The organism is Planococcus ruber, from assembly GCF_022819085.1.
Classification (GTDB): domain Bacteria; phylum Bacillota; class Bacilli; order Bacillales_A; family Planococcaceae; genus Planococcus; species Planococcus ruber.
Window position 1 is genome coordinate 164,591 of sequence record NZ_JALHAG010000004.1, and the last position, 26,288, is coordinate 190,878.

The 26,288-nt window shown below is 46.4% G+C and carries 25 protein-coding genes, 1 tRNA gene and 1 riboswitch; of the genes, 25 read left to right on the forward strand and 1 reads right to left on the reverse strand.

The window, feature by feature from the left end; translation table 11 throughout:
• Positions 1–46: 46 nt before the first annotated feature.
• Complete coding sequence (gene uvrC, locus MTR82_RS08715; protein ID WP_246808732.1) at positions 47–1,843, forward strand: excinuclease ABC subunit UvrC; 1,797 nt, start codon at positions 47–49, stop codon at positions 1,841–1,843.
• A gap of 37 nt (positions 1,844–1,880) precedes the next feature.
• Positions 1,881–2,054, forward strand: a riboswitch (Lysine riboswitch).
• Positions 2,055–2,198: 144 nt separating this feature from the next.
• Complete coding sequence (locus MTR82_RS08720) at positions 2,199–3,413, forward strand: aspartate kinase (protein ID WP_246808733.1); 1,215 nt, start codon at positions 2,199–2,201, stop codon at positions 3,411–3,413.
• An 82-nt stretch (positions 3,414–3,495) separates the two neighbouring features.
• Here the strand turns inward: MTR82_RS08720 and MTR82_RS08725 are convergent, their stop codons facing one another.
• Positions 3,496–3,897, reverse strand: coding sequence for a YslB family protein (locus MTR82_RS08725; RefSeq protein WP_246808734.1), 402 nt, complete (start codon positions 3,895–3,897; stop codon positions 3,496–3,498).
• A 222-nt stretch (positions 3,898–4,119) separates the two neighbouring features.
• On the opposite strand from MTR82_RS08725, the gene MTR82_RS08730 reads away from it, so the two are divergent.
• From MTR82_RS08730 to hemL, 23 genes are all read left to right on the forward strand, one after another.
• Complete coding sequence (locus tag MTR82_RS08730) at positions 4,120–4,710, forward strand: succinate dehydrogenase cytochrome b558 subunit (RefSeq protein WP_279577038.1); 591 nt, start codon at positions 4,120–4,122, stop codon at positions 4,708–4,710.
• A 45-nt stretch (positions 4,711–4,755) separates the two neighbouring features.
• Positions 4,756–6,504: a succinate dehydrogenase flavoprotein subunit gene (gene sdhA / locus MTR82_RS08735; RefSeq protein WP_246808736.1), complete on the forward strand. Its 1,749-nt coding sequence runs from the start codon at positions 4,756–4,758 to the stop codon at positions 6,502–6,504.
• Between the two features lie 18 nt (positions 6,505–6,522).
• Positions 6,523–7,293, forward strand: a complete 771-nt coding sequence (gene sdhB, locus MTR82_RS08740) for a succinate dehydrogenase iron-sulfur subunit (protein ID WP_052651960.1) — start codon at positions 6,523–6,525, stop codon at positions 7,291–7,293.
• Positions 7,294–7,586: 293 nt separating this feature from the next.
• Positions 7,587–8,051 (forward strand): acyl-CoA thioesterase, encoded by a 465-nt coding sequence (locus MTR82_RS08745; RefSeq protein ID WP_246808737.1) that lies wholly within the window; start codon positions 7,587–7,589, stop codon positions 8,049–8,051.
• 75 nt (positions 8,052–8,126) lie between these two features.
• Complete coding sequence (locus MTR82_RS08750; protein WP_052654547.1) at positions 8,127–8,579, forward strand: MarR family winged helix-turn-helix transcriptional regulator; 453 nt, start codon at positions 8,127–8,129, stop codon at positions 8,577–8,579.
• A 16-nt stretch (positions 8,580–8,595) separates the two neighbouring features.
• Complete coding sequence (gene racE, locus MTR82_RS08755; RefSeq protein ID WP_052651958.1) at positions 8,596–9,399, forward strand: glutamate racemase; 804 nt, start codon at positions 8,596–8,598, stop codon at positions 9,397–9,399.
• Between the two features lie 76 nt (positions 9,400–9,475).
• A complete protein-coding gene (gene rph / locus MTR82_RS08760; RefSeq protein ID WP_246808738.1) occupies positions 9,476–10,225 on the forward strand; it encodes a ribonuclease PH in 750 nt (249 codons plus the stop codon).
• Positions 10,222–10,827: an XTP/dITP diphosphatase gene (locus MTR82_RS08765; RefSeq protein WP_246808739.1), complete on the forward strand. Its 606-nt coding sequence runs from the start codon at positions 10,222–10,224 to the stop codon at positions 10,825–10,827. Before rph ends, MTR82_RS08765 begins: the two co-directional genes overlap by 4 nt.
• Before the next feature lie 139 nt (positions 10,828–10,966).
• Positions 10,967–11,040: transfer RNA gene (locus tag MTR82_RS08770), tRNA-Arg, on the forward strand.
• Positions 11,041–11,154: 114 nt separating this feature from the next.
• Complete coding sequence (locus tag MTR82_RS08775) at positions 11,155–11,457, forward strand: TIGR04104 family putative zinc finger protein (RefSeq protein ID WP_246808740.1); 303 nt, start codon at positions 11,155–11,157, stop codon at positions 11,455–11,457.
• Between the two features lie 136 nt (positions 11,458–11,593).
• Positions 11,594–12,229 carry a TetR/AcrR family transcriptional regulator gene (locus MTR82_RS08780; RefSeq protein WP_246808741.1) on the forward strand — a complete coding sequence of 212 codons (636 nt, stop codon included), beginning with the start codon at positions 11,594–11,596 and terminating at the stop codon, positions 12,227–12,229.
• Between the two features lie 17 nt (positions 12,230–12,246).
• Positions 12,247–12,651, forward strand: a complete 405-nt coding sequence (gene spx / locus MTR82_RS08785) for a transcriptional regulator Spx (RefSeq protein ID WP_052651907.1) — start codon at positions 12,247–12,249, stop codon at positions 12,649–12,651.
• A 92-nt stretch (positions 12,652–12,743) separates the two neighbouring features.
• Positions 12,744–13,724 (forward strand): tetratricopeptide repeat protein, encoded by a 981-nt coding sequence (locus tag MTR82_RS08790; protein WP_246808742.1) that lies wholly within the window; start codon positions 12,744–12,746, stop codon positions 13,722–13,724.
• A 103-nt stretch (positions 13,725–13,827) separates the two neighbouring features.
• Positions 13,828–15,141, forward strand: coding sequence for a trigger factor (tig, locus tag MTR82_RS08795; RefSeq protein WP_246808743.1), 1,314 nt, complete (start codon positions 13,828–13,830; stop codon positions 15,139–15,141).
• A 213-nt stretch (positions 15,142–15,354) separates the two neighbouring features.
• A complete protein-coding gene (gene clpX, locus MTR82_RS08800) occupies positions 15,355–16,626 on the forward strand; it encodes an ATP-dependent protease ATP-binding subunit ClpX (RefSeq protein ID WP_052651901.1) in 1,272 nt (423 codons plus the stop codon).
• Between the two features lie 136 nt (positions 16,627–16,762).
• Positions 16,763–19,090: an endopeptidase La gene (gene lon / locus MTR82_RS08805; RefSeq protein WP_246808744.1), complete on the forward strand. Its 2,328-nt coding sequence runs from the start codon at positions 16,763–16,765 to the stop codon at positions 19,088–19,090.
• The gene (gene yihA / locus MTR82_RS08810) at positions 19,087–19,668 is read left to right on the forward strand and encodes a ribosome biogenesis GTP-binding protein YihA/YsxC (protein ID WP_052651897.1); all 582 of its coding nucleotides are present in this window, start codon (positions 19,087–19,089) and stop codon (positions 19,666–19,668) included. The genes lon and yihA overlap by 4 nt, the downstream gene beginning before the upstream one ends.
• A 403-nt stretch (positions 19,669–20,071) precedes the next feature.
• Positions 20,072–21,439 (forward strand): glutamyl-tRNA reductase, encoded by a 1,368-nt coding sequence (gene hemA / locus MTR82_RS08815; protein WP_246808745.1) that lies wholly within the window; start codon positions 20,072–20,074, stop codon positions 21,437–21,439.
• Between the two features lie 84 nt (positions 21,440–21,523).
• Complete coding sequence (gene ccsA / locus MTR82_RS08820; RefSeq protein WP_052651894.1) at positions 21,524–22,354, forward strand: cytochrome c biogenesis protein CcsA; 831 nt, start codon at positions 21,524–21,526, stop codon at positions 22,352–22,354.
• 17 nt (positions 22,355–22,371) lie between these two features.
• Positions 22,372–23,301 (forward strand): hydroxymethylbilane synthase, encoded by a 930-nt coding sequence (hemC, locus tag MTR82_RS08825; RefSeq protein ID WP_246808746.1) that lies wholly within the window; start codon positions 22,372–22,374, stop codon positions 23,299–23,301.
• The gene (locus MTR82_RS08830; RefSeq protein WP_246808747.1) at positions 23,294–24,013 is read left to right on the forward strand and encodes a uroporphyrinogen-III synthase; all 720 of its coding nucleotides are present in this window, start codon (positions 23,294–23,296) and stop codon (positions 24,011–24,013) included. The genes hemC and MTR82_RS08830 overlap by 8 nt, the downstream gene beginning before the upstream one ends.
• A complete protein-coding gene (hemB, locus tag MTR82_RS08835; protein WP_052651891.1) occupies positions 23,994–24,974 on the forward strand; it encodes a porphobilinogen synthase in 981 nt (326 codons plus the stop codon). The genes MTR82_RS08830 and hemB overlap by 20 nt, the downstream gene beginning before the upstream one ends.
• On the forward strand, positions 24,975–26,261 hold the full coding sequence (gene hemL, locus MTR82_RS08840) for a glutamate-1-semialdehyde 2,1-aminomutase (protein ID WP_246808748.1): 1,287 nt from the start codon (positions 24,975–24,977) through the stop codon (positions 26,259–26,261).
• The last annotated feature ends 27 nt before the right edge of the window (positions 26,262–26,288 follow it).

Consider the following 26,288-nt stretch of genomic DNA (forward strand, 5'->3'; position numbering starts at 1 on the left):
TTAACCGGGTCCAGTGATGGCCCCGGTTTTTTAATAGGGTGAGAAAATGGCAAATGAATTGATCCAACACAAATTAGCGATTCTTCCCGATCAGCCGGGCTGTTACTTGATGAAGGACCGGCAAGAAACGGTTATTTACGTCGGCAAAGCGAAAGTGCTGAAAAATCGTGTGCGCTCTTATTTTACCGGAAGCCACGATGCGAAAACGCAGCGCCTGGTAGGGGAAATTGTAGACTTCGAATACATTGTCACGAATTCGGAAAAAGAAGCGCTGATCTTGGAACTGAACTTGATCAAAAAGCATGATCCGAAATACAATATCATGTTAAAAGACGATAAAACTTATCCGTATTTGAAAATCACAAATGAACGCCATCCAAAATTGATTATTACGCGGCAGGTAAAGCGCGATAAAGGAAAGTATTTTGGCCCTTATCCGAATGCGTATGCAGCGAGTGCCACAAAAAAATTGCTCGACCGGCTGTATCCGCTTCGCAAATGCCATACGATGCCGGACCGTGCCTGCCTTTATTACCATATGGGGCAGTGCTTGGCGCCTTGTGTGAAACCTGTTGAAAAAGATACTTACCGAGAAATGATTGATGATATTTCCCGGTTTTTAAACGGCGGTTTCCGTGAAGTGAAACAGGACCTCGTTGAAAAAATGTCGGAAGCTGCAGAAAACTTGGAGTTTGAGCGGGCGAAGGAATACCGTGACCAGATTTCCCACATCGAAACGGTTATGGAAAAACAGAAAATGACGATGAATGACTTTACGAACCGGGATGTCTTTGGCTATGCCATTGATAAAGGCTGGATGTGTGTACAGGTGTTTTTTGTCCGGCAAGGCAAGCTGATTGAGCGGGACGTTTCGTTATTCCCGCTTTACCGGGACCCACAGGAAGAGTTTATGACATTCCTCGGACAATTTTATGAACAATCAAACCATGTAAAGCCGAATGAAATCTTATTGCCGGAAAGCGAAGATGCGGATTTGGTTCGCGAATGGCTGGATATGCGCGTCCTAATTCCGCAGCGCGGTAAGAAAAAAGACTTGGTGGCGCTGGCAAAGAAAAACGCTGAAATTGCCATCAAAGAAAAGTTCCAGTTGCTTGAACGCCAGGAAGAGCGCACAGTCGGAGCTTGTGCGGAGCTTGGCGAAGCGATGAATATCGAAACGCCGCTTCGCATCGAGGCATTTGACAACTCCCACATTCAAGGGGCCGATGCCGTTTCTGCAATGGTCGCTTTTGTAGACGGGAAGCCTTCCAAAAAAGATTACCGGAAATATAAAACACGCAGTGCGTCTAAACCGGATGATTACGCCGCCATGCGCGAAGTCATTCGCCGCCGCTATACGCGTGTTTTGCGCGACAACTTGCCGCTTCCTGACCTGATCGTCATTGACGGTGGGAAAGGGCAGATGGAATCGGCCCGGGAAATTATCGAAGACGAACTGGGCTTGTCCATTCCAATTGCGGGTCTTGCAAAAGATGCGAAGCACCAGACTTCCCAGCTGTTATATGGCAATCCCGTAGAAGTGGTGCCTTTGAAGCGGACGAGCGAAGCGTTTTATCTGCTGCAGCGAATTCAAGACGAAGTTCACCGTTTTGTCATCACTTTCCACCGGCAATTGCGCGGCAAGAATTCAATCCAGTCGGCACTGGATGGGCTTCAAGGCGTCGGGCCGAAGCGCAAACAGCAATTGCTGAAGTATTTCGGCTCCGTTAAGCGGATTAAAGAAGCGTCTATAGATGAACTGAAAGATGCGGGGATGCCGGAGGGCTTGTCGCAGACCATTCATCAGCATTTTCAAAATGATGCATTGTCAACTGATCAGTAACATGTTATCGTAGAAGAATAATTGAATCACTTGGAAAAGTGATGATAGAGGTGCGGCCGTCAAGAGTAGCCATTCGGAGATTTGCAGATTCGATGAAGAATGGGGAAAGGGACGCCCGCCGAAGTGTGCTGTAGTTTGCAACTCGCATGCTGGTCCTGCATTTAATAAGTGCTGGGCTGTCAGAGTTTATCTCTGGAGGGCTATCTCACATGGACGTTTTTCGTATTCGTACATGCTAAAGAGGTAGTTTGCCGGTCAATCGGCGAGCTGCCTTTTTTATTTGGCAGGCAAAGCTATATCCAGTCTTTGCTTTTCATGTTGAGGGCCACATCGAAAAAATGTGGGAGTGAATGGAATGAAAACAGTTGTCATGAAATTTGGAGGAACGTCTGTCGCTACACCTGATAAAATTATCGGTGTCGCGAAAAGAGCCATTGCTGAAAAAGAAAAAGGCAGCAGAGTAGTCATCGTCGTATCCGCTATGGGGAAAACAACCGATACATTGCTGGGGTTGGCAAGCGAGATTTCAGCCGAGCCGCCGAAACGGGAGATGGATATGCTGCTGGCAACAGGGGAGCAAGTGACGATTTCATTGCTGGCGATGGCATTTAAAGCATTGGGCCACGAAGCATTGTCTTTTACCGGCTGGCAAGCGGGCATCGAAACCGAATCGGTGCCGCGCAATGCACGCATTGAACAGATCCATACCGATCGGTTGGAAAAAGTATTAGACAATGGCTATTTCTGCGTAGTGGCAGGATTCCAAGGCGTTGACAGAATCGGCAATATTACGACGCTTGGTCGCGGAGGGTCTGATACGACAGCAGTGGCGCTTGCCGCTGCCTTAAAAGCAGACCGCTGCGACATTTATACCGATGTGGAAGGCGTCTATACATCGGATCCGCGCTTTGTCGGCGGTGCCCGGAAGCTCGAGCAAATTTCCTATGACGAAATGCTGGAACTTGCCAACCTGGGAGCTGGCGTCCTGCATCCAAGAGCTGTCGAATTTGCGAAAAACAACCAGGTTTCCTTGTCGGTCAGAGCTAGTTATTCCGATGAACCCGGTACAATCATACAAGAGGTGGTCACTGTGGAAAAAAATCTTATCGTCCGAGGCGTCGCTTTTGAAAAAGGCATTGCGCGCGTCACTGTCACATATAAAAAACCGTTCAATGGTTCATTGGCAAATATCTTTACCAAGCTTGCCGAACACCATATCGATGTAGATATTATCGTCCAGAGCATCACGGATGCATTCCCGCCGTCCGTTTCGTTTTCCATCAAAGAAGAAAGCCTGGAAGAAGCGCGCCGGGTGCTCGAACAATATAAAGAGGAAATCGGCTTTGTCTCCTGCGAATTTGAAGTAGGCCTCTCGAAAGTCTCCATTGTCGGATCCGGCATGGTTTCAAATCCGGGAGTCGCCGCGCAAATGTTCGATATTCTCCGCATGGAAGAAATTCCGGTGAAAATGGTCAGCACCTCAGAGATTAAAGTATCGGTCGTTGTGCCGCTCGATGAAATGCAAAAATCAGCCAATGCCTTGCACCGGGCGTTTGGTTTGGATGAATAACAGATGAATAAAAAAAGAAAACCCCGATAAACAGATTCGGGGTTTTTTCATGGAAAGGAACAGTGATGGCTCAAAAGTGAGGCTATGCTTTTTCACGCAGATCCGTTTTTAAGGTGATCCGCACGAAATTCTTTTTCGGGAAAACTTCTTCGTAGGCTTCTGTCAAGAAACCGCCCACTTTTTGTTTTTGTTCAGCCAAAAAGCCGGCTTCCAGTTTAAAGCAGCGGTTTTCGATTTTGTCGGGGTGCAGAGTGTAGATGGTTTCGCTCTTGCCGTCCTTTTCCAGAGACAGCTCGCCAAAATTCGCTTGGCTAAAAAAATCAGGCGCTTCCTCCATCGTAAAAAGAGGGAATTTGCGGGCAAGCGATTTCCCGGCCCAGTAGAGAATATCGCCTTCGTGCTGTCCTAAAACTTCTGATAATACATAGTCGCGTATAATTTCATAACCGAACTGTTGATCGGTTTCCGCATCTTTTACAGTCATGTCAAACCCACTTTCAGTATAATAAATTAATAGTAAGAATCACTTAGAAATATGCTAGTTGCCTTGACGCTCCAATTGGGGCGGAGTACAATAAATATGTCATATTATTGTATCATGATGTTGGTTGCAGTCAATGGATGCTTTCGTAACATATCGTTTGCTCTTTTTTCTGCGTATTATTGCTTGAGGGAGGTAAAAGTTTTGGACAATCGTGAATTTTTAATGCGCAGGTTACACTCATTACTCGGAATCATTCCAGTAGGACTGTTCTTGACGCAGCACTTAATCGTCAACCACTTTGCTACACAAGGTGAAGCTGCTTTCAACAAGGCTTCTCACTTCATGGCGAACTTGCCGTTTGTTATTTTCTTAGAGATCTTCGTTATTTATTTGCCGTTAATGTACCATGCGTTCTACGGTGTATACATAGCGTTCACGTCTAAGCATAACCCGGGCAAGTACAGCTACATGCGCAACATTTTATTTGTTGCTCAACGTTTCACAGGTATTTTCCTGGTAGTCTTCATTGCGTGGCACGTCTTTGAAACTCGTTTCCAAGTTGCGATCGGCAATGCAGCAGAAGCTGATTTCAATATGATGGAAAATATCCTGAGCAACCCATTAATGTTAGCGTTTTATATTGTGGGTGTTACGGCAGCGACTTTCCACTTGGCTAACGGCTTCTGGTCATTCTTAGTCACTTGGGGAATCACGCAATCGGAAAAATCTCAACGAATGGCATCCTACTTCACGCTTCTAGTGTTTGTAGTGCTGACTATCATTGGTATCAGAGCTTTGTTAGCGTTCGTTTAAGAACGTTTTGATTATTGGTGAACTAAAAGAGGAGTGAATACCAAAATGGCGAGAGGCAAAATTTCTATCGTAGGCGGCGGCCTTGCCGGTTTGATGGCAGCAATTAAAGCTGCAGAAGCTGGTTCACCCGTTGACCTGTTTTCAATCGTTCCAGTTAAAAGATCTCACTCAGTTTGTGCACAGGGCGGGATCAACGGAGCGGTAAATACGAAAGGTGAAGGGGATTCCCCGGCAATTCACCTTGATGACACCGTTTACGGCGGTGACTTCCTGGCCAACCAAAAACCTGTCAAAGCGATGACAGATGCGGCACCGGGAATTATTCGCATGTTCGACCGCATGGGTGTTATGTTCAACCGTACGCCGGAAGGTCTTCTTGATTTCCGCCGTTTCGGCGGAACGATGCACCACAGAACGGCATTTGCCGGAGCGACTACTGGCCAGCAATTGCTTTATGCACTAGATGAGCAAGTTCGCCGCCATGAAGTGGCTGGCTTGATCACGAAATATGAAGGCTGGGAATTCCTGGGCTTAGTATTGGATGACAACGGCGTCGGCAAAGGGATCACTGCCCAAAACATGACGACAATGGAAATCCGTGCGTTCCGTGCAGATGCCGTGATTATGGCAACTGGCGGACCTGGGATTATTTTCGGCAAGTCGACAAACTCTGTCATCAACACAGGATCTGCGGCTTCAATCGTATACCAGCAAGGCGCTTACTATGCAAATGGTGAGTTTATCCAAATCCACCCGACAGCGATTCCAGGGGACGACAAACTTCGTTTGATGTCTGAATCGGCTCGCGGCGAAGGCGGACGCATCTGGACATATAAAGATGGCAAACCTTGGTATTTCCTGGAAGAAAAGTATCCGGCATACGGAAACTTGGTTCCTCGTGATATCGCAACGCGCGAAATTTTTGATGTTTGTGTAAACCAAAAACTAGGCATCAATGGCGAAAACATGGTTTATCTTGACCTTTCCCATAAAGATTCAAAAGAGTTGGATATCAAACTTGGCGGAATCATTGAAATCTATGAGAAATTCACTGGGGATGACCCTCGTAAAGTACCAATGAAAATTTTCCCGGCTGTCCACTATTCAATGGGCGGACTATGGGTTGATGACCACCAAATGACAAGCATTCCTGGCGTTTTGGCAGCAGGAGAATGCGATTATTCTCAGCACGGCGCGAACCGCCTTGGTGCGAACTCATTGCTTTCTGCGATTTACGGCGGAATGGTTGCAGGACCAAACGCAATGGAATACGTTCAAGGTTTGGACGTATTGGCTGAAGATCTTCCTTCAGACATCTATGACCGTGCAGTTGCTGAAGAGCAGCGCAAATGGGATGAGATCCTTGCACTTGACGGAACTGAAAATGCTTACGTTCTACACAAAGAACTTGGCGAATGGATGACAGACAACGTAACAGTTGTTCGCTATAACGACCGCTTGAAAGCGACAGACGAGAAAATCCAGGAATTGCTTGAACGTTTCAACCACATCAGCATCACGGATACTCAGCTTTGGAGCAACCAAGGCGCAATGTTCGCGCGCCAGTTGAAAAATATGCTACATTTAGCACGAGTGATCACGCTTGGGGCTTATTACCGCAATGAAAGCCGTGGAGCTCATTACAAACCGGACTTCCCGGAGCGCAATGACGAAGAATTCTTGAAAACAACGATGGCCAAATTCAATGGCTACGATGAGCCGATTTTCACTTATGAAGAAGTCGATACATCGCTGGTTGAACCTCGAATTCGAGATTACTCATCAGCACACTAAGAAGGGAGCTAATTTACCATGGGTGAAGCAGCAAAAACGGTTATATTTGAAATCGAACGCCGAAACTCTACGGATGAAGAGCCGTATTTCGAGAAGTTCGAATTGCCATATCGCTTGAACATGAACGTCATTTCGGCGTTGATGGAAATCCGCCGGAATCCAGTAACAATGGACGGCAAAAAAACAACTCCGGTCACTTGGGACATGAACTGTCTTGAGGAAGTATGTGGAGCTTGTTCAATGGTCATCAACGGCAAAGCGCGCCAGTCGTGTACAGCTCTTGTCGACCAGTTGGAACAGCCAATCCGCCTTCAGCCGATGAAAACATTCCCTGTAGTCCGCGACTTGATTGTTGACCGCAGCCGCATGTTCGATTCACTGAAAAAAGTCAAAGCTTGGGTGCCGATCGATGGAACCCATGACCTTGGCGACGGACCTCGTATGCCTGAACGCAAACGCCAATGGGCTTACGAACTTTCAAAATGTATGACTTGCGGCGTATGCTTAGAAGCATGCCCGAACGTCAACGACAAATCCGATTTCATCGGACCTGCACCACTTTCACAAGTTCGCTTGATGAACGCACACCCGACTGGCTCTATGACGCGCGATGAACGCTTAAATGCGATCATGGGCGAGGGTGGACTGGGCAGCTGCGGTAACTCTCAAAACTGTGTTGAATCTTGCCCTAAAGGAATTCCTTTGACAACTTCAATCGCAGCGTTGAACCGCGACACAACAGTTCAAATGTTCCGCAACTTCTTCGGAAGCGACAGAATGGTAGACTAGTAACGAAAAGCGGAAGTGCCCATGTAGATTCGAAGGGCATAAGACGATCGGGCGAAGCGGCATATTTTCAGCCGCACAGCCGGAGTGGCTTATGCCTCGAGAATCTGGGCACTGCAGCTAGACATCGCGAAAAGCGGAAACGCCTTTTTACGTCTAGATAGAGGAAATGTTCAAAATCCCTGCTCCGGCAGGGGTTTTTTCTTTTGATTTATTTACATAAGATTTCAGGTGGAAGGCCGATTTTTGCTATACTAATAAAATATGACCTTGTATTACATACTGGAGGATTTTAAATGAAAGCAAAATACATCGAAGATTTTAAGGAGTGGAAGGAAGAGTTTCGCTTTTCTGCGCCAGTCCAAGTCCGCTTTTCAGAAACAGATATGTTCGGGCATGTAAACAATACGGTGCCGATTACTTATTTTGAATTTGCGCGCATTGAGTATATGAAAGAACTGGGGCTAATGCAGCGCTGGCTAAAAGGCAGCGATTTGTTTCCGGTCGTCGCGGATATGCAAGTCGACTACGTGAAGCAAGTTTTCTTCGACGAGAAATTGGACGTATTCGTCAAAATTGCGTCAGTCGGCAACTCTTCGATCGATGTCCATTACCACGCAGTCAATGAAAAACAAGAAACCTGCTTTACCGGAAGAGGCGCGATGGTGCAGATTTCAAAGAAAACCGGAAAAGGATTCCCTTGGAACGCGGAAGAAAAAGAATTGCTGACCGGCAAACAGGCGATTTCGATAGAAAACTGACTGGGTTCTTGCCATAACCGCAAAAAACCTTCACTATAGAAGAGAAGATACGTAACCGAGGAGTGGATGATTGAAATGACAAATACCAATAACCATATTCCACACAATTCCGATAAAGTAGCGTTTATGGAAAAAGAATTGCGCTATATATCCGGCTTGATCAAGCAAAAAGGCCGAGAGATATTGAATTCTTATACGATTACGCCGCCCCAATTCGTGGCGCTGCAGTGGCTTTTTGAACATGGCGATATGACAATCGGAGACCTTTCGAACAAAATGTACCTGGCTTTCAGCACAACGACAGATCTTGTCGACCGCATGGAAAAAAATGAGCTGGTGGTCCGTGTACGGGAAGAGCAGGACCGCCGTGTCGTTCGAATCAAATTACTAAAAGAGGGCGAACGGATCATTGAAGAAGTGATTCAAAAGAGACAAGATTATTTAGAGACGGTGCTTGAAGATTTTAGCGCCGATGAAGTTGAACAGTTTTCATTCCTGCTTGAAAAACTTCATACAAACATGAAATAGAATTGAGGTAACTAATTTGAATGCGCCAATCGGAGTTATTGATTCAGGAGTAGGCGGACTGACGGTGGCAAAAGAGATCATCAAACTTTTGCCGAACGAACAGATTTATTACATAGGGGATAATGCCAGATGCCCTTATGGACCTCGTTCTCTCCAAGAAGTCCGTAAATTCACATGGCAAATGGCTGAAGCTTTGATGAAAAAGAAAATTAAGATGCTGGTGATCGCCTGCAATACAGCGACGGCTGCTGCTTTGAATTCTTTGCAGAAAAACTTGCCGATCCCTGTCATTGGTGTAATTTTCCCGGGAGCGAGAGCTGCCATCAAAACTTCACACAGCAAAAATATCGCAGTTCTTGGAACGCTAGGGACTGTGAAAAGCGGCGCGTATGAAAAAGCGATCAAATCGCTGGTTTCTTCTGCCCATGTGGTCCAACTGGCCTGCCCGCGGTTTGTGCCGCTTGTGGAAAGTGATGAATACGAAGGGGAATTTGCCCGGACGATGGTACAGGATACACTTTCCCAAATTGAAGAGGAAGAATTTGATACCGCTATTTTAGGCTGTACGCATTATCCGCTATTGCAAGGATTTATTGAAGAAGTTTTCGGCAGCGGTGTAAAGGTATTGTCTTCTGCCCAAGAAACGGCAAAAGACGTCGAGCGGCATTTGAGGTACAATAAACAGCTTGCTGACCGGCAAAAGCCGCCAGTCCATCATTTTTATACATCCGGTTCCACGCCGATCTTTACTTCGATTATTGAAAAGTGGCTGAACATTGAACATCCATTGATCCACTCTATCCGATTCCCCAAGACCTGATGGCTAAGCTATCAGGTTTTTGGCTGTCTTAAAGGAAATATGGTAAGCTATTTGAGCAAATACAAGGAGGATTCTCATGACAAGAATTGATGAACGAGCAACAAATGAACTGCGCCCGGTGCAGATGGAAGTGGATTATTTGATCCACCCTGAAGGGTCTGTATTAATCACGGTGGGCCAGACGAAAGTGATTTGTACAGCGACGGTGGAAGACAAAGTGCCGCCATTTCTGCGCGGCCAGGGAAAAGGCTGGATTACGGCAGAGTATTCCATGCTGCCGCGTGCCACCAATAGCCGGAACCGCCGGGAAGCATCTGCCGGGAAAATCAGCGGCCGGACAATGGAGATTCAGCGGTTGATCGGCCGTGCGCTGCGCGCTGTCGTAGATTTGGAAAAGCTCGGCGAACGGACGCTTTGGATTGACTGCGACGTGATCCAGGCAGACGGCGGGACGCGTACAGCTTCGATTACTGGCGCTTTTGTGGCAATGGCGATAGCCATAGGGAAATTGGAGCTTCCGGCATTTCCGGTTACCGACTTTCTAGCAGCGACAAGCGTGGGAATCGACAGTGAACATGGTGCCATTCTGGACTTAAACTATGTAGAAGACTCTTCTGCAGAAGTGGACATGAATCTTGTGATGACGGGATCCGGCCAATTTGTGGAATTGCAGGGGACCGGGGAAGAATCGACGTTTACACGGGCGCAGCTCAATGAACTTCTTGATCTTGGTGAATCCGGCATCCAGCAATTGATCGGAAAACAAAAAGAAGTGCTGGGGAGACTGGCGCAAAAAATCGGCGAAGAGGTGAAATCGAATTTATGAAACAAGTAATCATTGCAACTCAAAACAAAGGCAAAGCAAAAGATTTTGAAGCCCTTTTTGGACCGCTCGGCTACGAAGTGCTGACGCTTCGCGATGTAGCAAAAGACATGGACGTTGAAGAAACAGGGGTTACTTTCGAAGAAAATGCCATCCTTAAAGCGGAAGCTGTAGCTGAAGCCCTTCAAACGACGGTGATTGCGGACGACAGCGGCCTCGAAATTGATGCATTGAACGGTGAACCGGGGGTCTATTCCGCACGTTATGCCGGTGAAGCAAAAAGCGATGAAGCCAATATTGAAAAAGTATTGGGGAAATTGGAGGGGGTACCTGAAGAACAGAGAACAGCACGGTTCCGGTGCGTTTTGGCGATTGCTTCGCCGAATAAAGAAACCGTCACTTATTCAGGATCCTGCGAAGGCGTGATTCTTTCCGAACGGAGAGGCGAGAACGGTTTCGGCTACGATCCGATTTTCTACGTACCGAGCGAGGGCAAGGCGATGGCCGAACTTGTGCCGGAAGAAAAAGCCGCCATTTCTCACCGCGGCAATGCCCTGCGCGAATTGGAAAAAGCGATGCCGGAATGGTTGAATAACGGCCAATAAAAGAAAATGAAATAAATTCTAATGTTTTTTTAAAATAGCGTTGACTTTTCGTTAAATCATTTCTATAATTAAAATTGTCTTTCAGTTGAAAACCGAACACCTCATACAAGGTTAGAGAGTTTCAATAGAAGAAAGCCATGTCCCAGTAGCTCAGCTGGATAGAGCAACGCCCTTCTAAGGCGTCGGTCGGGCGTTCGAATCGCTCCTGGGACGTAAAATTATCGAAATGATACATAGAAAGAGGCCTGAAGCAATTTGCTCCAGGCCTCTTTTATTATAATTGCAGCAATAACCATTATGAATCTAATAGTAATTGGGGGGAGAAATTTGCCGGTATGCGAAAACTGCAAAACCGAATGGACGTGGAAACAGACCTTAAAGAGCTCTTTTGTTTTGACGACAAGCATGACGTGCCCGTATTGCGGCGAAAAACAATATGCCACTCCGAAATCCAAAAAACGCACGTTTCTATTAAATATGCTGATTCTTTTGCCGCTGTTGCTCCAAGCTCTTTTTGAGATTGGGGTCTGGACCACTCTTAGCCTCATGATTGGATTTTTTATCCTTGTCATGATTTCCATGCCTTTTTGGATGAGCGTGCAAAACGAGGAAACTTTTAAAATAATGTAACGATCCGGAGCATTTGCTCCGGATTTTTCTTTATTTGTCCAGAATGTGAATCACCATATAAAAAAATGGCAAATAATATGAACTCGAGTTCATGTTATTCTCCGATACGTGTTATTCTAAGAAAAGAGGTGAGAACATGCCAAATGAAGACCTTGTTGGAAGTTTTCCAACTTCTCCTAAACAGTCACGCTCAAAACAAAAAAAAGAAGCATTGATTGCCAGCGGCAAGGAATTATTCAGCCGAAAAGGGTTCGACCAAACCACTGCGAAAGAAATCGCTGCACACGCCCGTGTTGCGACCGGTACGTTTTATCGGTATTTTTCCGATAAGCGCCAGCTTCTCATGTCCCTGATCGAAAACCAATTGGATTCGATGATGCCGCTTGAGTTGGAATGGCGAGGGGGAGACCCGGAAAAGCTGCTCGCTGGGCGCCTTGAAATCCATTACCACAAGATCAATGAATCCAACCTTCAAAAGCTGATGCCGGAACTTTTGCTGCGTGATGCCGAACTTGCTGAAATTGTAAATAAAGCAAGAGAACGCATCCACCAGAAATTCGTGAAGGATTTATCTGTCTTGCAGAAGAAAGGCTATCTTTGGCCGGACATCGATGTTGAAACTTTAACGTGGTGTTTGGAGTCCTTATTAGAAAAGCTGCAGAATCGGGTAAGCAAAGGCGAAGAAGTGGACTACCAACAATTCGCGAAAATATTTTGCCGAACTTTGTTCCCGCCGGAAAGCCTGCAGAAAATGCGCACAGGAAAGATTTAAGAAAGGAATGTGAAATGATGAAAGCTAAATTATTCACTGCAACCAGCAACACCTCATGCCGTAAAGCAATCGCTTGGCTCGATGAGTACGATATTCCATACGAAGAAAAAAACCTCTCCACGACACCCATCACAATTGAAGAGATTCAAGAAATCCTCTCGCTGACCAATGAAGGCACAGAAGAAATCATTTCGAAAAAAGCATATGCCATTAAAAAGCTGAAAATCGATTTTGATGCACTGTCCCTGCCTCAGCTTTATAAAGTCATCCAGGACAATCCAGGCGTTTTGCGCTTGCCGATTATCCATGACGGCCGAAAACTGCAGGTGGGCTATAACGATGATGAAATCCGCCAATTCTTGCCGCGCTGGTTCCGTTTGGATCAATTTAAACAATTAATCAGCTTGTCAGGGAATATATGATGGCGCAAAGCCTCTTATGAAAAAATTCTTGGTTTTATTTTCCCGATAAATCCCCTTATGTTATGATAGAGGCAATAAATGGGGTGGTTAAAATGCGGAAGAAATATAGGGAGCTCAAACGGAAAGGCAATGTCATTGTATTTCCGACCACGATAAGCCGATTGTTGACAGACGGCATGAATCTCCTGAAAGAGGAGCAGTATGCAGAAGCCCGCGATAAGCTCTACCAAGTGCTGGCGTATGAACCTGAACATGCGGGGGCGCTTGGGGCCTATGCTTATTGCTTATTTGAGTTGGGGGATTACGAAGAGGCGCTCGACGTCTGCCGCGAACTGTTGAAAGTGGGTCCGATCCATTATTTGGAGACGATGGAATTATACATAAGCTTGTTGATGCAAGTCAGGGAATTTGAAGAAGCAGAGCAAATGATCGAAATGCTGATCGAGGAAAAGGTTTTGCCCGAAGAACGGCTCGAGCAATTTCAGCAATTGCGCGAGTTGAATGAACGGATTGCTGCAAATGTATCCAAAGAAAAAGTGGATATCCAGCTTTACGATGCTGAGCATTTTATCACGCTGCGGCCGAGCGAGCAGGAGCATTTGATCATGGAGCTGCCGCCGACATCCTTTGAGCCGCTGAAGGAGAAGCTGTTTGCGCTGGTTGAACATCCAAAAACCGATCTGCTCACAAAAACATACATATTATTTATGCTTCACCAGGAAAAAGTGGCTGGCCGGCTTCACATCCAAAAGTTCCATTACGAAGGGGAATTTTCTGCCGCCGCCTTGCCGGACCCTATAAACAATAAACGCATTGCAACAATCCGCACTTATTTAGAAGAAGCATTATCGAAAGACCCGACCCGCCTGGAAATGGCTATTGAACTGTTTGAACGGCATATTTACTTGTTCTATCCTTTTGCATGGGATGAATTTGAAGGGCGGGAAGTGGCCGAAGCCTATATGGGCTATTTGGACAGTTTGTTCACGGGAGAAGCGCCGAATGGGGTGGATGAAGAGCTGCACAAGCTGATAATTCAGGCAGAAGCTTGGTTTGAGATTCGGAATGGGTAGAAATAGTTGAACATGGCGCCATCTATGCTATAATATGGAGGTTGTCAAAATTCGTAGAAAACACGTACTATGACTTTGCAGAAAATGTTTGGAGGGCTAATATATGTCAGCAAAATGGGAAAAACAAGAAGGTAACACAGGAACGTTAACAGTAGAAGTGCCTGTAGAAGTAGTAAATGCAGGATTGGATCAAGCATTCAAGAAAGTCGTAAAAGAAATCAACGTGCCAGGTTTCCGTAAAGGGAAAATGCCTCGCCAAATGTTCGAAAAACGTTTCGGCGTAGAATCATTGTACCAAGATGCTTTGGACTTCATCTTGCCGGACGCTTATGCGAACGCTGTTGAAGAAGCCGGAATCAACCCAGTTGACCGCCCGGAAATCGATATCGATACAATGGAGAAAAACAAGCCATTGGTATTCACAGCTAAAGTAATCGTTAAACCTGAAGTTCAGCTAGGCGAATACAAAGGCATCGAAGTAACAAAACAAGATACTGAAGTAACTGACGAAGAAATCGAAAACCAATTGAAAGAAAACCAAGAACGTTTTGCTGAACTTGCTGTTAAAGAAGACGAAGCAATCGTTGAAGGCGATACAGCTGTTATCGATTTCGAAGGTTTCGTTGATGGAGAAGCATTTGAAGGCGGAAAAGGAGAAGATTATTCTCTTGAAATCGGTTCAAACTCATTCATCCCTGGATTCGAAGAGCAGTTGGTCGGCGTAAAAGCAGGAGAAGAAAAAGACGTTGAAGTCACTTTCCCTGAAGAATACCATGCAGCTGAGCTTGCTGGTAAAGCAGCAACATTCAAAGTGAAAGTACATGAAGTAAAAGCAAAAGAACTTCCTGAACTTAACGATGAATTCGCTAAAGAAATCGATGCTGAAGTCGCTTCTTTAGAAGAGTTGCGCACAAAAATGAAAGAAACATTGTCTGCTGAAAAACAATCAGCTTCTGATGCTCAACTACGCGATGAGTTGGTACAAAAAGTTGCAGAAAACGCAACAATCGACCTTCCGCATGCAATGATCCACACGGAAATGGACCGCATGATGCAAGATTTCGAACAGCGTTTGACGCAGCAAGGCATGAACCTTGACCTTTACTACCAATTCTCAGGACAAGACGAGCAAGCGTTGCGCGCTCAAATGCACGATGACGCTGAAACGCGAGTTCGTGTATCACTAGTTCTTGAAGCAATCGCTGAAGCTGAGAACATGGAAGTGACAACTGAAGACATCAACAAAGAACTTGAAAAAATGTCTGGCCAATTTAACATGGATGCAGAGCAAATCAAAGCGGCTTTAGGCGGTACTGAAATGCTTGAAAACGATATCCGTATGCAGAACACAGTTGAATTCTTAGTAGAAAATGCTAACATCACAACTGAAATTGCAAACGCTGAAGACGCTGAATAATTAACGCCTATAATTTACAACCGAAAACAAGGCACGGCATCGTGCCTTGTTTTCCTCTACATAAAACCAATAAAATCGACATAACCGGCACATATAAAATCGACTATTGTCATTTTAATTACGTACATAATGCTTTCCTTTTGGTTTAATTCTAATTAGTTGATACAATAACGAATATCTTGTAAGATAATGGCTTGAATAGGGGTGAATACATTGTTCAAATTCAATGACGAAAAAGACCATCTTAAATGTTCATTTTGCGGAAAACCGCAGGAGCAGGTCCGTAAACTGGTCGCAGGGCCAGGTGTATATATTTGCGACGAATGTATTGAGCTTTGCACGGAAATCGTAGAAGAAGAGCTTGGTACAGAAGAAGCAGTTGAGTTCAAAGAAGTTCCAAAACCGAAAGAGATTTTGGACATTTTAAACGGTTATGTAATCGGCCAGGAAAAAGCGAAGAAATCGTTGGCGGTCGCAGTGTATAACCACTATAAACGCGTTAACTCAAACAGCAAGATCGATGACATCGAACTGTCTAAATCGAATATTGTTTTAATTGGGCCGACAGGAAGCGGGAAAACATTGCTTGCTCAAACTTTAGCCCGCATTTTGAACGTTCCATTTGCTATCGCAGATGCGACGTCATTAACAGAAGCCGGATATGTCGGCGAAGATGTGGAGAACATTCTCCTGAAGCTGATCCAAGCTGCGGATTATGACGTGGAACGTGCTGAAAAAGGCATCATCTATATCGATGAAATTGATAAAGTAGCCCGCAAATCGGAAAACCCATCGATTACACGCGATGTTTCCGGTGAAGGCGTTCAGCAAGCCCTCTTAAAAATTCTTGAAGGAACAACTGCAAGTGTGCCACCACAAGGCGGACGCAAGCATCCTCATCAAGAATTCATCCAAATCGATACGACGAATGTATTGTTCATTGTCGGCGGTGCTTTTGACGGCGTAGAACAAATCATCAAACGCCGTTTGGGCAATAAAGTCATCGGTTTCGGTGCAGATCCAAACAAAGAGGAATTGGATCAGAAATCATTGCTCAGCCAATTGATTCCTGAAGATTTGCTGAAATTCGGTTTGATTCCAGAGTTCATCGGCCGTTTGCCGGTATTGGCAAGCCTTGAGCAATTGGATGAAAATGCATTGGTGCAAATCTTGACGGAACCGAAAAACGCATTGATTAAGCAATATCAAAAAATGATGGAGCTTGATGATGTCGAATTGACATTTGAAGACGATGCCTTAGTTGAAATCGCGAAATTGGCGATCGAACGAAAGACAGGTGCCCGAGGGCTTCGTTCAATCATTGAGAACATCATGCTTGATGTCATGTTTGACTTGCCATCCCGCGAAGATATCGTGGAATGCGTCATCACAAAAGAAACTGTCACTGAAAGCGCTCAGCCAAAACTATTGCTAGAAGACGGTTCAGAATATAAAGGCGACAATAACGAGAAAACATCCGCCTAAAAGTTACTGCTTTCAGCAAGAAGCCGCAGAAAATTTGCGGAATATAGGATGATACGGGCTGACTCTGATCGTGCACATCCGCGCGTTTAGGGTCAGCTTGTTTTTTTGATGAAAATAACCGGAGGTGTTCTCCCGAATGGCTAAGAAAAAAATAACGAAACGCGTGCCTTTATTGCCGCTGCGAGGCCTCCTCGTATTTCCGACGATGGTCCTGCACATTGATGTAGGCCGGGAACGGTCTATTGCGGCGCTAGAGCAAGCGATGCTCGAAGACAACATCATTTTCCTGGCGACTCAAAAAGAAATGAGCATCGAGCAGCCGGAAAAAGAAGATCTTCACAAAATCGGTACACTTGCTTACGTTAAACAAATGCTGAAATTGCCGAATGGCACCATCCGTGTCCTTGTAGAAGGGCAGGAACGTGCACAATGGAAGCAGTATACAGAAGAAGAAAACTTGACGATGGTTGAAGTGACGACGTTCCCGGATGAAACGGAACGGACAGCGGAACAAGACGCATTAATGCGCTTGCTGCTCGAGCACTTTGAAAAGTATGCGAAAGCTTCGAAAAAAATCACGACTGAAACTTATAATACGGTGGCCGACATTGAAGAGCCCGGCCGTTTAGCGGATATGGTGGCTTCTCATTTGCCGATCAAAGTTGCGGGCAAACAGGAAATTCTTGAAACGTTCGATATCGATAAGCGATTGGAATTGCTGATCACCCGCTTGCACAATGAGCAGGAAGTGATTGATTTGGAAAAACGCATCAGCCAGCGCGTGAAGAAGTCGATGGAACAGACCCAAAAAGAGTTTTATCTTCGCGAACAGATGAAAGCCATTCAGACAGAGCTTGGCGACAAAGACGGCAAATCTGCTGAAATCGTTGATTTGAAGAAACGAATCGAAGAAGCCGGCATGCCGGAATCTACGGAAAAAGCGGCACTAAAAGAATTGGACCGTTACGAAAAATTGCCGTCAGCAGCAGCGGAAAGCGGCATTATCCGCAATTACATTGAGTGGCTGGTAACGATCCCATGGTCGAACGCGACTGAAGACCGTTTAGACATCAAATATGCGGAAGAAGTCCTTGACCGGGACCATGACGGCTTGGAAAGCGTCAAAGAGCGCGTGTTAGAATATTTAGCGGTGCAGCAGATGACGAAATCACTGCGTGGACCGATCCTTTGCCTCGTCGGGCCTCCGGGCGTCGGGAAAACGTCCTTAGCAAAATCGATTGCCGAATCGCTTGACCGCAAATTTGTCCGGGTATCGCTTGGCGGCGTACGCGACGAATCGGAAATCCGTGGACATCGCCGTACGTATGTCGGCGCAATGCCAGGGCGCATGATTCAAGGAATGAAAAAGGCATCTACGATCAATCCTGTTTTCTTGCTGGATGAAATCGATAAGATGTCAAATGACTTCCGCGGAGACCCGTCTTCTGCCATGCTTGAAGTATTGGATCCGGAACAGAACAATTCGTTTAGCGACCATTATATAGAAGAAACGTATGATCTTTCGAATGTTCTATTCATTGCGACGGCAAATGATCTTGGATCAATCCCGGGGCCGCTTCGCGACCGGATGGAAGTCATTTCGATTGCCGGCTACACTGAAGCCGAAAAACAAATGATCGCGAAAAACCATCTGGCGCCGAAACAATTAAAAGAACATGGGCTGGAAGAGGGCCAGTTGACTTTCAATGACGAAGCTTTGCTTTCCATTGTCCGTTATTATACAAGGGAAGCGGGAGTGCGCGGCCTTGAACGCCAAATTGCTTCCATTTGCCGCAAAGTGACGAAACAGATTGTCAGCGGCGAAAAAGAATCGGTGGCAGTAACCGCTGATTTGGTCGAAGAATATTTAGGCAAACGCAAATTCCGCTATGGAATGGCGGAGGCCGTCAACCAAATCGGTGTGGCGACAGGCCTTGCTTACACAACAGTAGGCGGCGATACGCTTCAAATCGAAGTTTCATTGTCAGCCGGCAAAGGCAAACTCCAGTTGACCGGTAAACTTGGCGATGTCATGAAAGAGTCGGCACAGACGGCACTTTCATTCGTCAGAGCAAATGCCGAATCACTCGGCATTGATCCGTCTTTCCATGAGTCGCAGGATATCCATATCCACGTGCCTGAAGGAGCGGTGCCAAAAGACGGCCCATCTGCCGGGATTACGATTGCGACAGCTTTAGTATCTGCGCTGTCAAAACGTCCGATTCGCCGAGAAGTCGGCATGACCGGCGAAATTACATTGCGCGGACGCGTGTTGCCGATTGGCGGCGTGAAAGAGAAAACATTAAGCGCACACCGTGCAGGATTGAAAACGATCATCTTGCCGACCGATAATGAGCGGGATATCGAAGACATTCCGGAAAGTGTCCGTGAAGAATTGACGTTCAAACTTGTTTCTCAAGCGGAAGAGGCACTTGAAATCGCATTAGAAGGAGAAAACGAATGATAGTCAATAATGTAGAACTTGTAATCAGCGCCGTCCGGCCGGATCAGTATCCGGAAGACGGCTTGCCGGAATTTGCCTTAGCGGGGCGTTCAAATGTCGGGAAATCGTCTTTCATCAACAAAATGATCGGCCGTAAAAGCATGGCGCGCATTTCCTCGAAGCCGGGGAAAACGCAGACCTTGAACTTTTACAAAATCGAAGAAAAATTATTCTATGTGGACGTACCGGGCTACGGCTATGCAAAAGTAGCGAAAACGGAGCGAGAAGCATGGGGCAAAATGATCGAGCGGTATATCACGGGGCGCGAAGAATTGAAGGCGGTTATCCAAATCGTCGACCTTCGCCATCCTCCGAGCCGCGACGATATCGCCATGTACGATTTTATGAAGCATTACGACATTCCGTGCATCATCATTGCCACGAAAGCGGATAAGATTCCAAAAGGGAAATGGGACAAGCATAAGAAAATTGTCCGTGAAACCCTGGAAATGGAAAAAGGCGATCCGCTAATCGTCTTTTCATCTGAAACCGGGCTTGGCAAAGATGCCGCATGGGCTGAAATCGAAAAAAGAATGTAAAGTGCAAGAGTGCAGCTCGCAGCTGCACTCTTTTTTTATTTATAATGGCATTCTGCAAGTAAAATTGCCTATTCCGCAAATAAAACAGGAGATTCCGCAAACAAATCATTTATTGCGCAAATAAGCTTCCGTATTCCGCAAGTAAACGCAGTTATTCCGCAAACAACGGACCGCATGCTTAACGAGTTGCCGCACTATTTCGACTAAGAGCGTTATACTTGTTGTCGGAAGGATGCTTTGCTAAACTTACATTATAATAATTATAAAGTAATAATATTACCGCCCACTTTACAGCAAAATGTAAGAGTTTCATGGCTTGTTCACATTTTGAAAAGCTTATGGAACTATAATAGTGGTATACTTATAGATAGGAAATATTGAACGTGAAAGGTGTTTTGATCCCATGCATACATTAGTAGTCGGGGTGAATTATCGCTCTGCACCCGTGGAAATCAGAGAAAAACTGTCGTTTATCGAGTCTGAACTTCCACAAGCGATGCAAGCGCTAAAAGAACAAAAAAGCATATTGGAAGATGTCATCGTATCGACCTGCAACCGGACAGAGATCTATGCAGTGGTCGATCAGCTTCACACAGGCCGCTACTATGTGAAGCAATTCTTGGCGGAGTATTTTGGGCTTCCGCAAGAATCATTTTCCCAATATTTATTTGTCTATGAACAAGAAGAAGCGGTTGAGCATCTGTTCCGGGTAACAGCCGGCATCGATTCCATGGTGCTTGGTGAAACTCAGATTCTTGGACAGGTCCGGAACAGTTTCCTGGCTGGCCAGGAATACGGGACGACCGGAACGGTATTCAACCAATTGTTCAAGCAAGCCGTGACGCTCGCAAAGCGCGCGCATTCTGAAACGGCCATCGGCGAGAACGCCGTATCGGTTTCTTATGCAGCGGTTGAATTGGGCAAAAAAATCTTCGGCAGCTTGAAAAACAAGCATGTCGTGATTTTAGGCGCCGGCAAGATGGGCGAGCTTGCGATTAAGAACCTACAAGGCAGCGGCGCTAATCACGTGACGGTCATTAACCGTACGTTTGAGAAAGCGGAAGCGGTTGCCGAGAAATTTGAAGGCAAAGCGTTGCCGATGAACCAATTGCAATGTGCATTGCTTGATGCAGACATTTTGATTTCTTCAACAGGTGCAACGGATTTTGTCATCGATTTCGAATTGATGCAATATGTGGAGAAACTCCGCAAAGGCAAACCGTTATTCATGGTCGACATCGCCGTACCGCGTGACATCGATCCGCGCATTGGAGATTTGTCGAATGTCTTCTTGTATGACATCGATGATATGCAGGGAATCGTTGAAGCGAATTTGGCTGAACGTGAACGCGCTGCAGGGGAAATCATGGCCATGATCGGGCAGGAGTCGAACCAATTCAATGATTGGCTTGCGACACTCGGTGTGGTTCCAGTGATTTCGGCCTTGCGCCAAAAAGCATTGGCCATCCAGTCGGAAACCATGGCGAGCATTGAAAACAAAATGCCGGATCTGACAGACCGCGAAAAGAAAATCCTCAACAAACATACAAAATCGATCATCAACCAATTGTTGAAAGATCCGATTTTGCAGGCGAAAGAAATGGCCGGTGCGCCAAAAGCGCGGGAACAGCTCGAATTGTTCCAGCAAATCTTTGGCATTGAAGAGGAAGTTGAAGCAGAAATCCAGAAGCAGACGGCAGCCGTTAAACCTAAAGCAGCCGCTTCTTCAAAACAGGCAGAGCAACAGGAAATTCCCGGATATTCATTTTAAGCTTTCTGAAAGAGGCGTTTTCGAATCTATATGTTAAAATGTAGATACGAAGCGCCTTTAACTATGGAAACGAAGGGGAATAGGATGGCTGATATAACAATGGCAAGGCTGCATGAAGCTATGGTTATTCTATATGCTGTCAGCCTTGTTTTTTATTTTATCGATTATTTATATAAAGAGAAAAAAGCCAGCCGCATTGCCATGACGTTGCTCGGAATTGTTTGGGTTTTGCAGACTGTGTTTTTGGCGCTGTATATTATTGAAACGCAGCGCTTTCCAATATTGACCCTTTTCGAAGGGATCTATTTTTATGCCTGGCTGCTCGTGACGTTGTCGCTCGTGCTGCGCATCTTTTACCGATTTGACTTTGCGGTATTTTTTATCAACATCATCGGATTTATCTTTATGACCATTCATACGTTTGCACCGGTCCAGATCGAACGTTCGCCGGTCGGGGAATCGCTCGTATCCGAGCTGCTCTTGATCCACATCACGTTTGCGATCCTGTCCTATGTGGCGTTTTCACTGTCTTTCGTTTTTTCAGCGCTTTACATGATTTTGTACCGGCTGCTGAAAAAGAAAAAGTGGACAAAGCAATGGAGCAATCTGCCGTCGCTTGGGCAAGCGGAGCTCGGCATGACGATTTCGATACTGGTCGGCATTTCCTTGCTGTTCGTATCGCTCGTCCTCGGGTTTCAATGGGCCGTCATTTCGCTCAATGAATTCTCGGTTTTCGATATGAAAATTGTCGGGTCATTCGTCCTGCTGCTTGTGTATAGCTGGATCCTGTACCGCAACCGCAAAGGCGCGCTCAGCGGCATGCCGTATGCCATGGCACATATTTATGCGTTTTTATTATTATTGATCAACTTCTTTTTAGGAAGTCGATTATCTGAATTTCATTTCTGGTATTAAAGAAGGGTAGGATTCAAATGAGAAAAATTATTGTAGGTTCAAGAAGAAGTAAACTTGCGTTGACACAAACGAATCAGTTTATCGAAAAATTAAAAACGGCAGGTGCGCCGTTTGAATTTGAAATAAAAGAAATCGTAACAAAAGGCGACCGGATTCTTGATGTAACGCTTTCGAAAGTTGGAGGCAAAGGCTTGTTCGTCAAAGAAATTGAACAGGCGCTCTACAATAAAGAAATCGACTTTGCAGTCCACAGCATGAAAGATATGCCGTCGGTACTTCCGGAAGGCTTTGTCATTGGCTGTGTGCCGGAACGTGAAGATCCGCGTGATGCGTTCATTTCAAACGATCATGTGAAATTGATGGACCTTCCAATTGGCGCCGTTGTCGGGACAAGCAGCTTGCGCCGCAGCTCACAGTTGCTGCTTCTGCGCCCGGACCTTGATATCCAGTGGATCCGCGGAAACATTGATACCCGCCTTGCGAAATTGCGCTCTGGCGACTTTGATGCGATTTTACTGGCTGCTGCCGGTCTGAAGCGCATGGGCTGGAAAGAAGACATCGTGACGGAATTCCTGGAAGTCGATGAATGCCTTCCGGCGATCGGCCAAGGGGCACTAGGCATTGAATGCCGCGGAGAAGATACCGAATTGCTTGCGGAACTGGCAAAACTGAATGACGAGAACACGGCGCTTGCAGTTCATGCAGAACGCAAATTCTTACGAGATATGGATGGCAGCTGCCAAGTGCCGATTGCGGGCTATGCAACCGTTTCTGAAGGCGAAGTTTCGTTTACCGGTTTAATTTCGTCGCCGGACGCTGAACAAGTGTTCAAAGAAACAGCTGTCAGCCGCGATCCGATCGAAGCAGGCCGTACTGTAGCTGAAAAAATCAGTGCGCAAGGCGGCTATGACTTGATCCAAAAAGTAAAAGCTGAGAGCAATGTCTGAGAATATACAGCGTTTAAAGGGTGAGACCATTGTTTTCACCGGTTCTAGAAAGCCGGAAGAAGCGGTCTCGAGAGTAGAGGAATTGGGCGGCAAAGCATTGTATTTGCCGCTCATTGAGACGTCCATCCGCCAAAGCGAAATCCCTTCGGTCGAGCAATACGATTGGCTGATTTTCACAAGTGCGACGAGTGCAGAGGCTTTCTGCCAACTGCACGTTTCCACTCGTGCAAAAATCGCTGCGGTCGGGGAAAAGACGGCGGAAACGTTGGAGCAGCATGGCTACCAGGTGGATTTTATTCCTTCTATCTATAGTGCAGATGTCTTTATAAAAGAATTTCCCGCATTTGCCGGCAGTGATGTGAAATGCCTGTTTGTGAAAGGGACGCTTGCGAAGAGTACGATTGCTTCGATGCCGCTTCAAATCGATGAATGGACAATTTACGAAACTTCCCTTAAAATCGGCAATGCACATACATTGATGAAGATGAAAGAACTGATTGTGATATTTGCCAGCCCTTCGGCAGTCTCGGCTTACCGGGAAGCCGGTGGGGATTGGTCAGGTATCCGGACGGCGGCCATTGGCCACATTACGGAAAATGCCATTAAACAGAATGGCGGACGGGTCGATTACCGCCCGAAAAAGTATACGTATTTAGAAGTAATCAACGAAATAGCGAAAGGGAGTTGCAAGAATGACAGAATTGAATTTTAGACGCCATCGCCGTTTGCGCGGATCGGCTAACATCCGTTCCATGGTGCGCGAAACAAGCGTACAGAAAGAAGATTTTATTTACCCGATTTTTGTCGTAGAAGGCGAAAATGTAAAAGAGGAAATCTCATCAATGCCGGGCGTATTCCATTTTTCATTGGATAGACTAGGCGAAGAATTGGACGAAGTGGTTTCTTTAGGAATTCCTTCCGTCATTTTGTTCGGTGTGCCGAATGAAAAAGACGCTGTCGGATCCCAAGCTTACCACGACCACGGCATCACGCAGGAAGCGATCCGTTTTGCAAAAGACCGCCATCCGGATTTAGTGGTCATTGCTGATACATGCCTTTGCCAGTATACCGACCACGGCCATTGCGGCGTGATCGAAAATGGCGTGATCTTGAACGACGAATCGCTTGATCTGCTCGCCCGTACAGCAGTGTCTCAAGCGAAAGCGGGGGCTGACATTATTGCCCCGTCCAACATGATGGACGGTTTTGTCGCAGCGATCCGCTACGGTTTGGATCAGGCCGGTTTTGAAAACACGCCGATCATGTCATACGGCGTGAAATACTCTTCCGCTTATTACGGCCCGTTCCGTGAAGCGGCGCATTCAACTCCGCAGTTCGGCGATCGCAAAACGTATCAAATGGATCCGGCGAACCGCCTGGAAGCTTTGCGTGAAGCAGGATCAGACATCGAAGAAGGTGCGGATTTCATGATCGTGAAACCGGCTCTTTCTTATTTGGATATCATCCGTGAAGTGCGCGATAACTTTGATGTGCCGATCGTTGCCTATAACGTAAGCGGCGAGTACGCAATGGTCAAAGCCGCAGCGCTGAACGGCTGGGTTGATGAAAAGCAGATCGTTTTGGAAACTTTGCTCAGCATGAAACGCGCTGGAGCGGATATCTTGATGACGTATCATGCAAAAGATGCGGCACGCTGGCTGGAGGAGAAATAAATGGGATACGAAAATTCGATTGCAGCATTTAACGAAGCGAAAAATTTAATGCCGGGCGGCGTCAACAGCCCGGTGCGTGCGTTTAAATCAGTCTATATGGATCCGATTTTCATGGCTTCCGGCAGCGGTGCGACGATCACGGACATCGACGGAAATACGTATATTGACTATGTGTTGTCTTGGGGTCCGCTGATCTTGGGCCATACGCATCCGGAAGTTGTGAAAGCGATTCAGGCGACGGCCATGTCCGGCACAAGTTTAGGTGCGCCGACTTTGCTTGAGAACGAACTTGCAAAACTTGTCATGGACCGTGTGCCGTCGATCGAAATGGTGCGCATGGTTTCTTCAGGAACGGAAGCGACGATGAGTGCACTTCGCGTAGCGCGCGGCTATACGGGACGCAATAAAATATTGAAATTCGAAGGCTGCTACCATGGCCATGGCGATAGCCTGTTAATCAAAGCAGGTTCAGGCGTCGCGACGCTTGGCCTTCCGGATTCACCGGGAGTGCCGGCATCGATTGCGCAAAACACCATCACGGTTCCTTATAACGATTTGGAAAGCGTGAGACACGCATTCCGCGAATTCGGCGATGATCTTGCGGCTGTCATTGTTGAGCCGGTTGCCGGCAATATGGGCGTCGTTCCTCCGAAAGACGGTTTCTTGCAGGAACTTCGCAATTTGACGACGGAAAATGGCACGATCCTGATTTTCGATGAAGTCATGACAGGATTCCGCGTCGGCTATAACTGCGCCCAAGGTTATTTCGGCGTAACGCCGGACATGACGTGCCTCGGCAAAGTTATCGGCGGCGGACTTCCGGTGGGTGCATTCGGAGGCAAGCGCGAAATCATGGAACAAGTGGCGCCAAGCGGTTCCATCTACCAAGCAGGGACGCTTTCAGGCAACCCGCTTGCGATGACAGCTGGCTATGAAACTTTAAGCCGTTTAAATGAAGCAAGCTATGAAACGTTCATTGAACGCGGTGACCAGCTGGAAGCCGGTTTCCGTGCGGCTGCTGAGAAATACAACATTCCGCATACCGTTAACCGTGCGGGTTCGATGATCGGCTTCTTCTTCACGAATGAAGACGTCGTGGATTTTGAATCAGCGAAAACATCCGATACGGCATTATTTGCCGACTACTACCGATTGATGGCGGAAGAAGGCATCTTCCTGCCGCCGTCCCAGTTTGAAGGCATGTTCCTATCAACTGCCCATACAGAAGATCACATCGCAAAAACGGTGGAAGCATTCCACAACGTATTTGCCAAATTAGCACGTTAAGAAGAAAAGAGAAGAGCGGCCGGATTT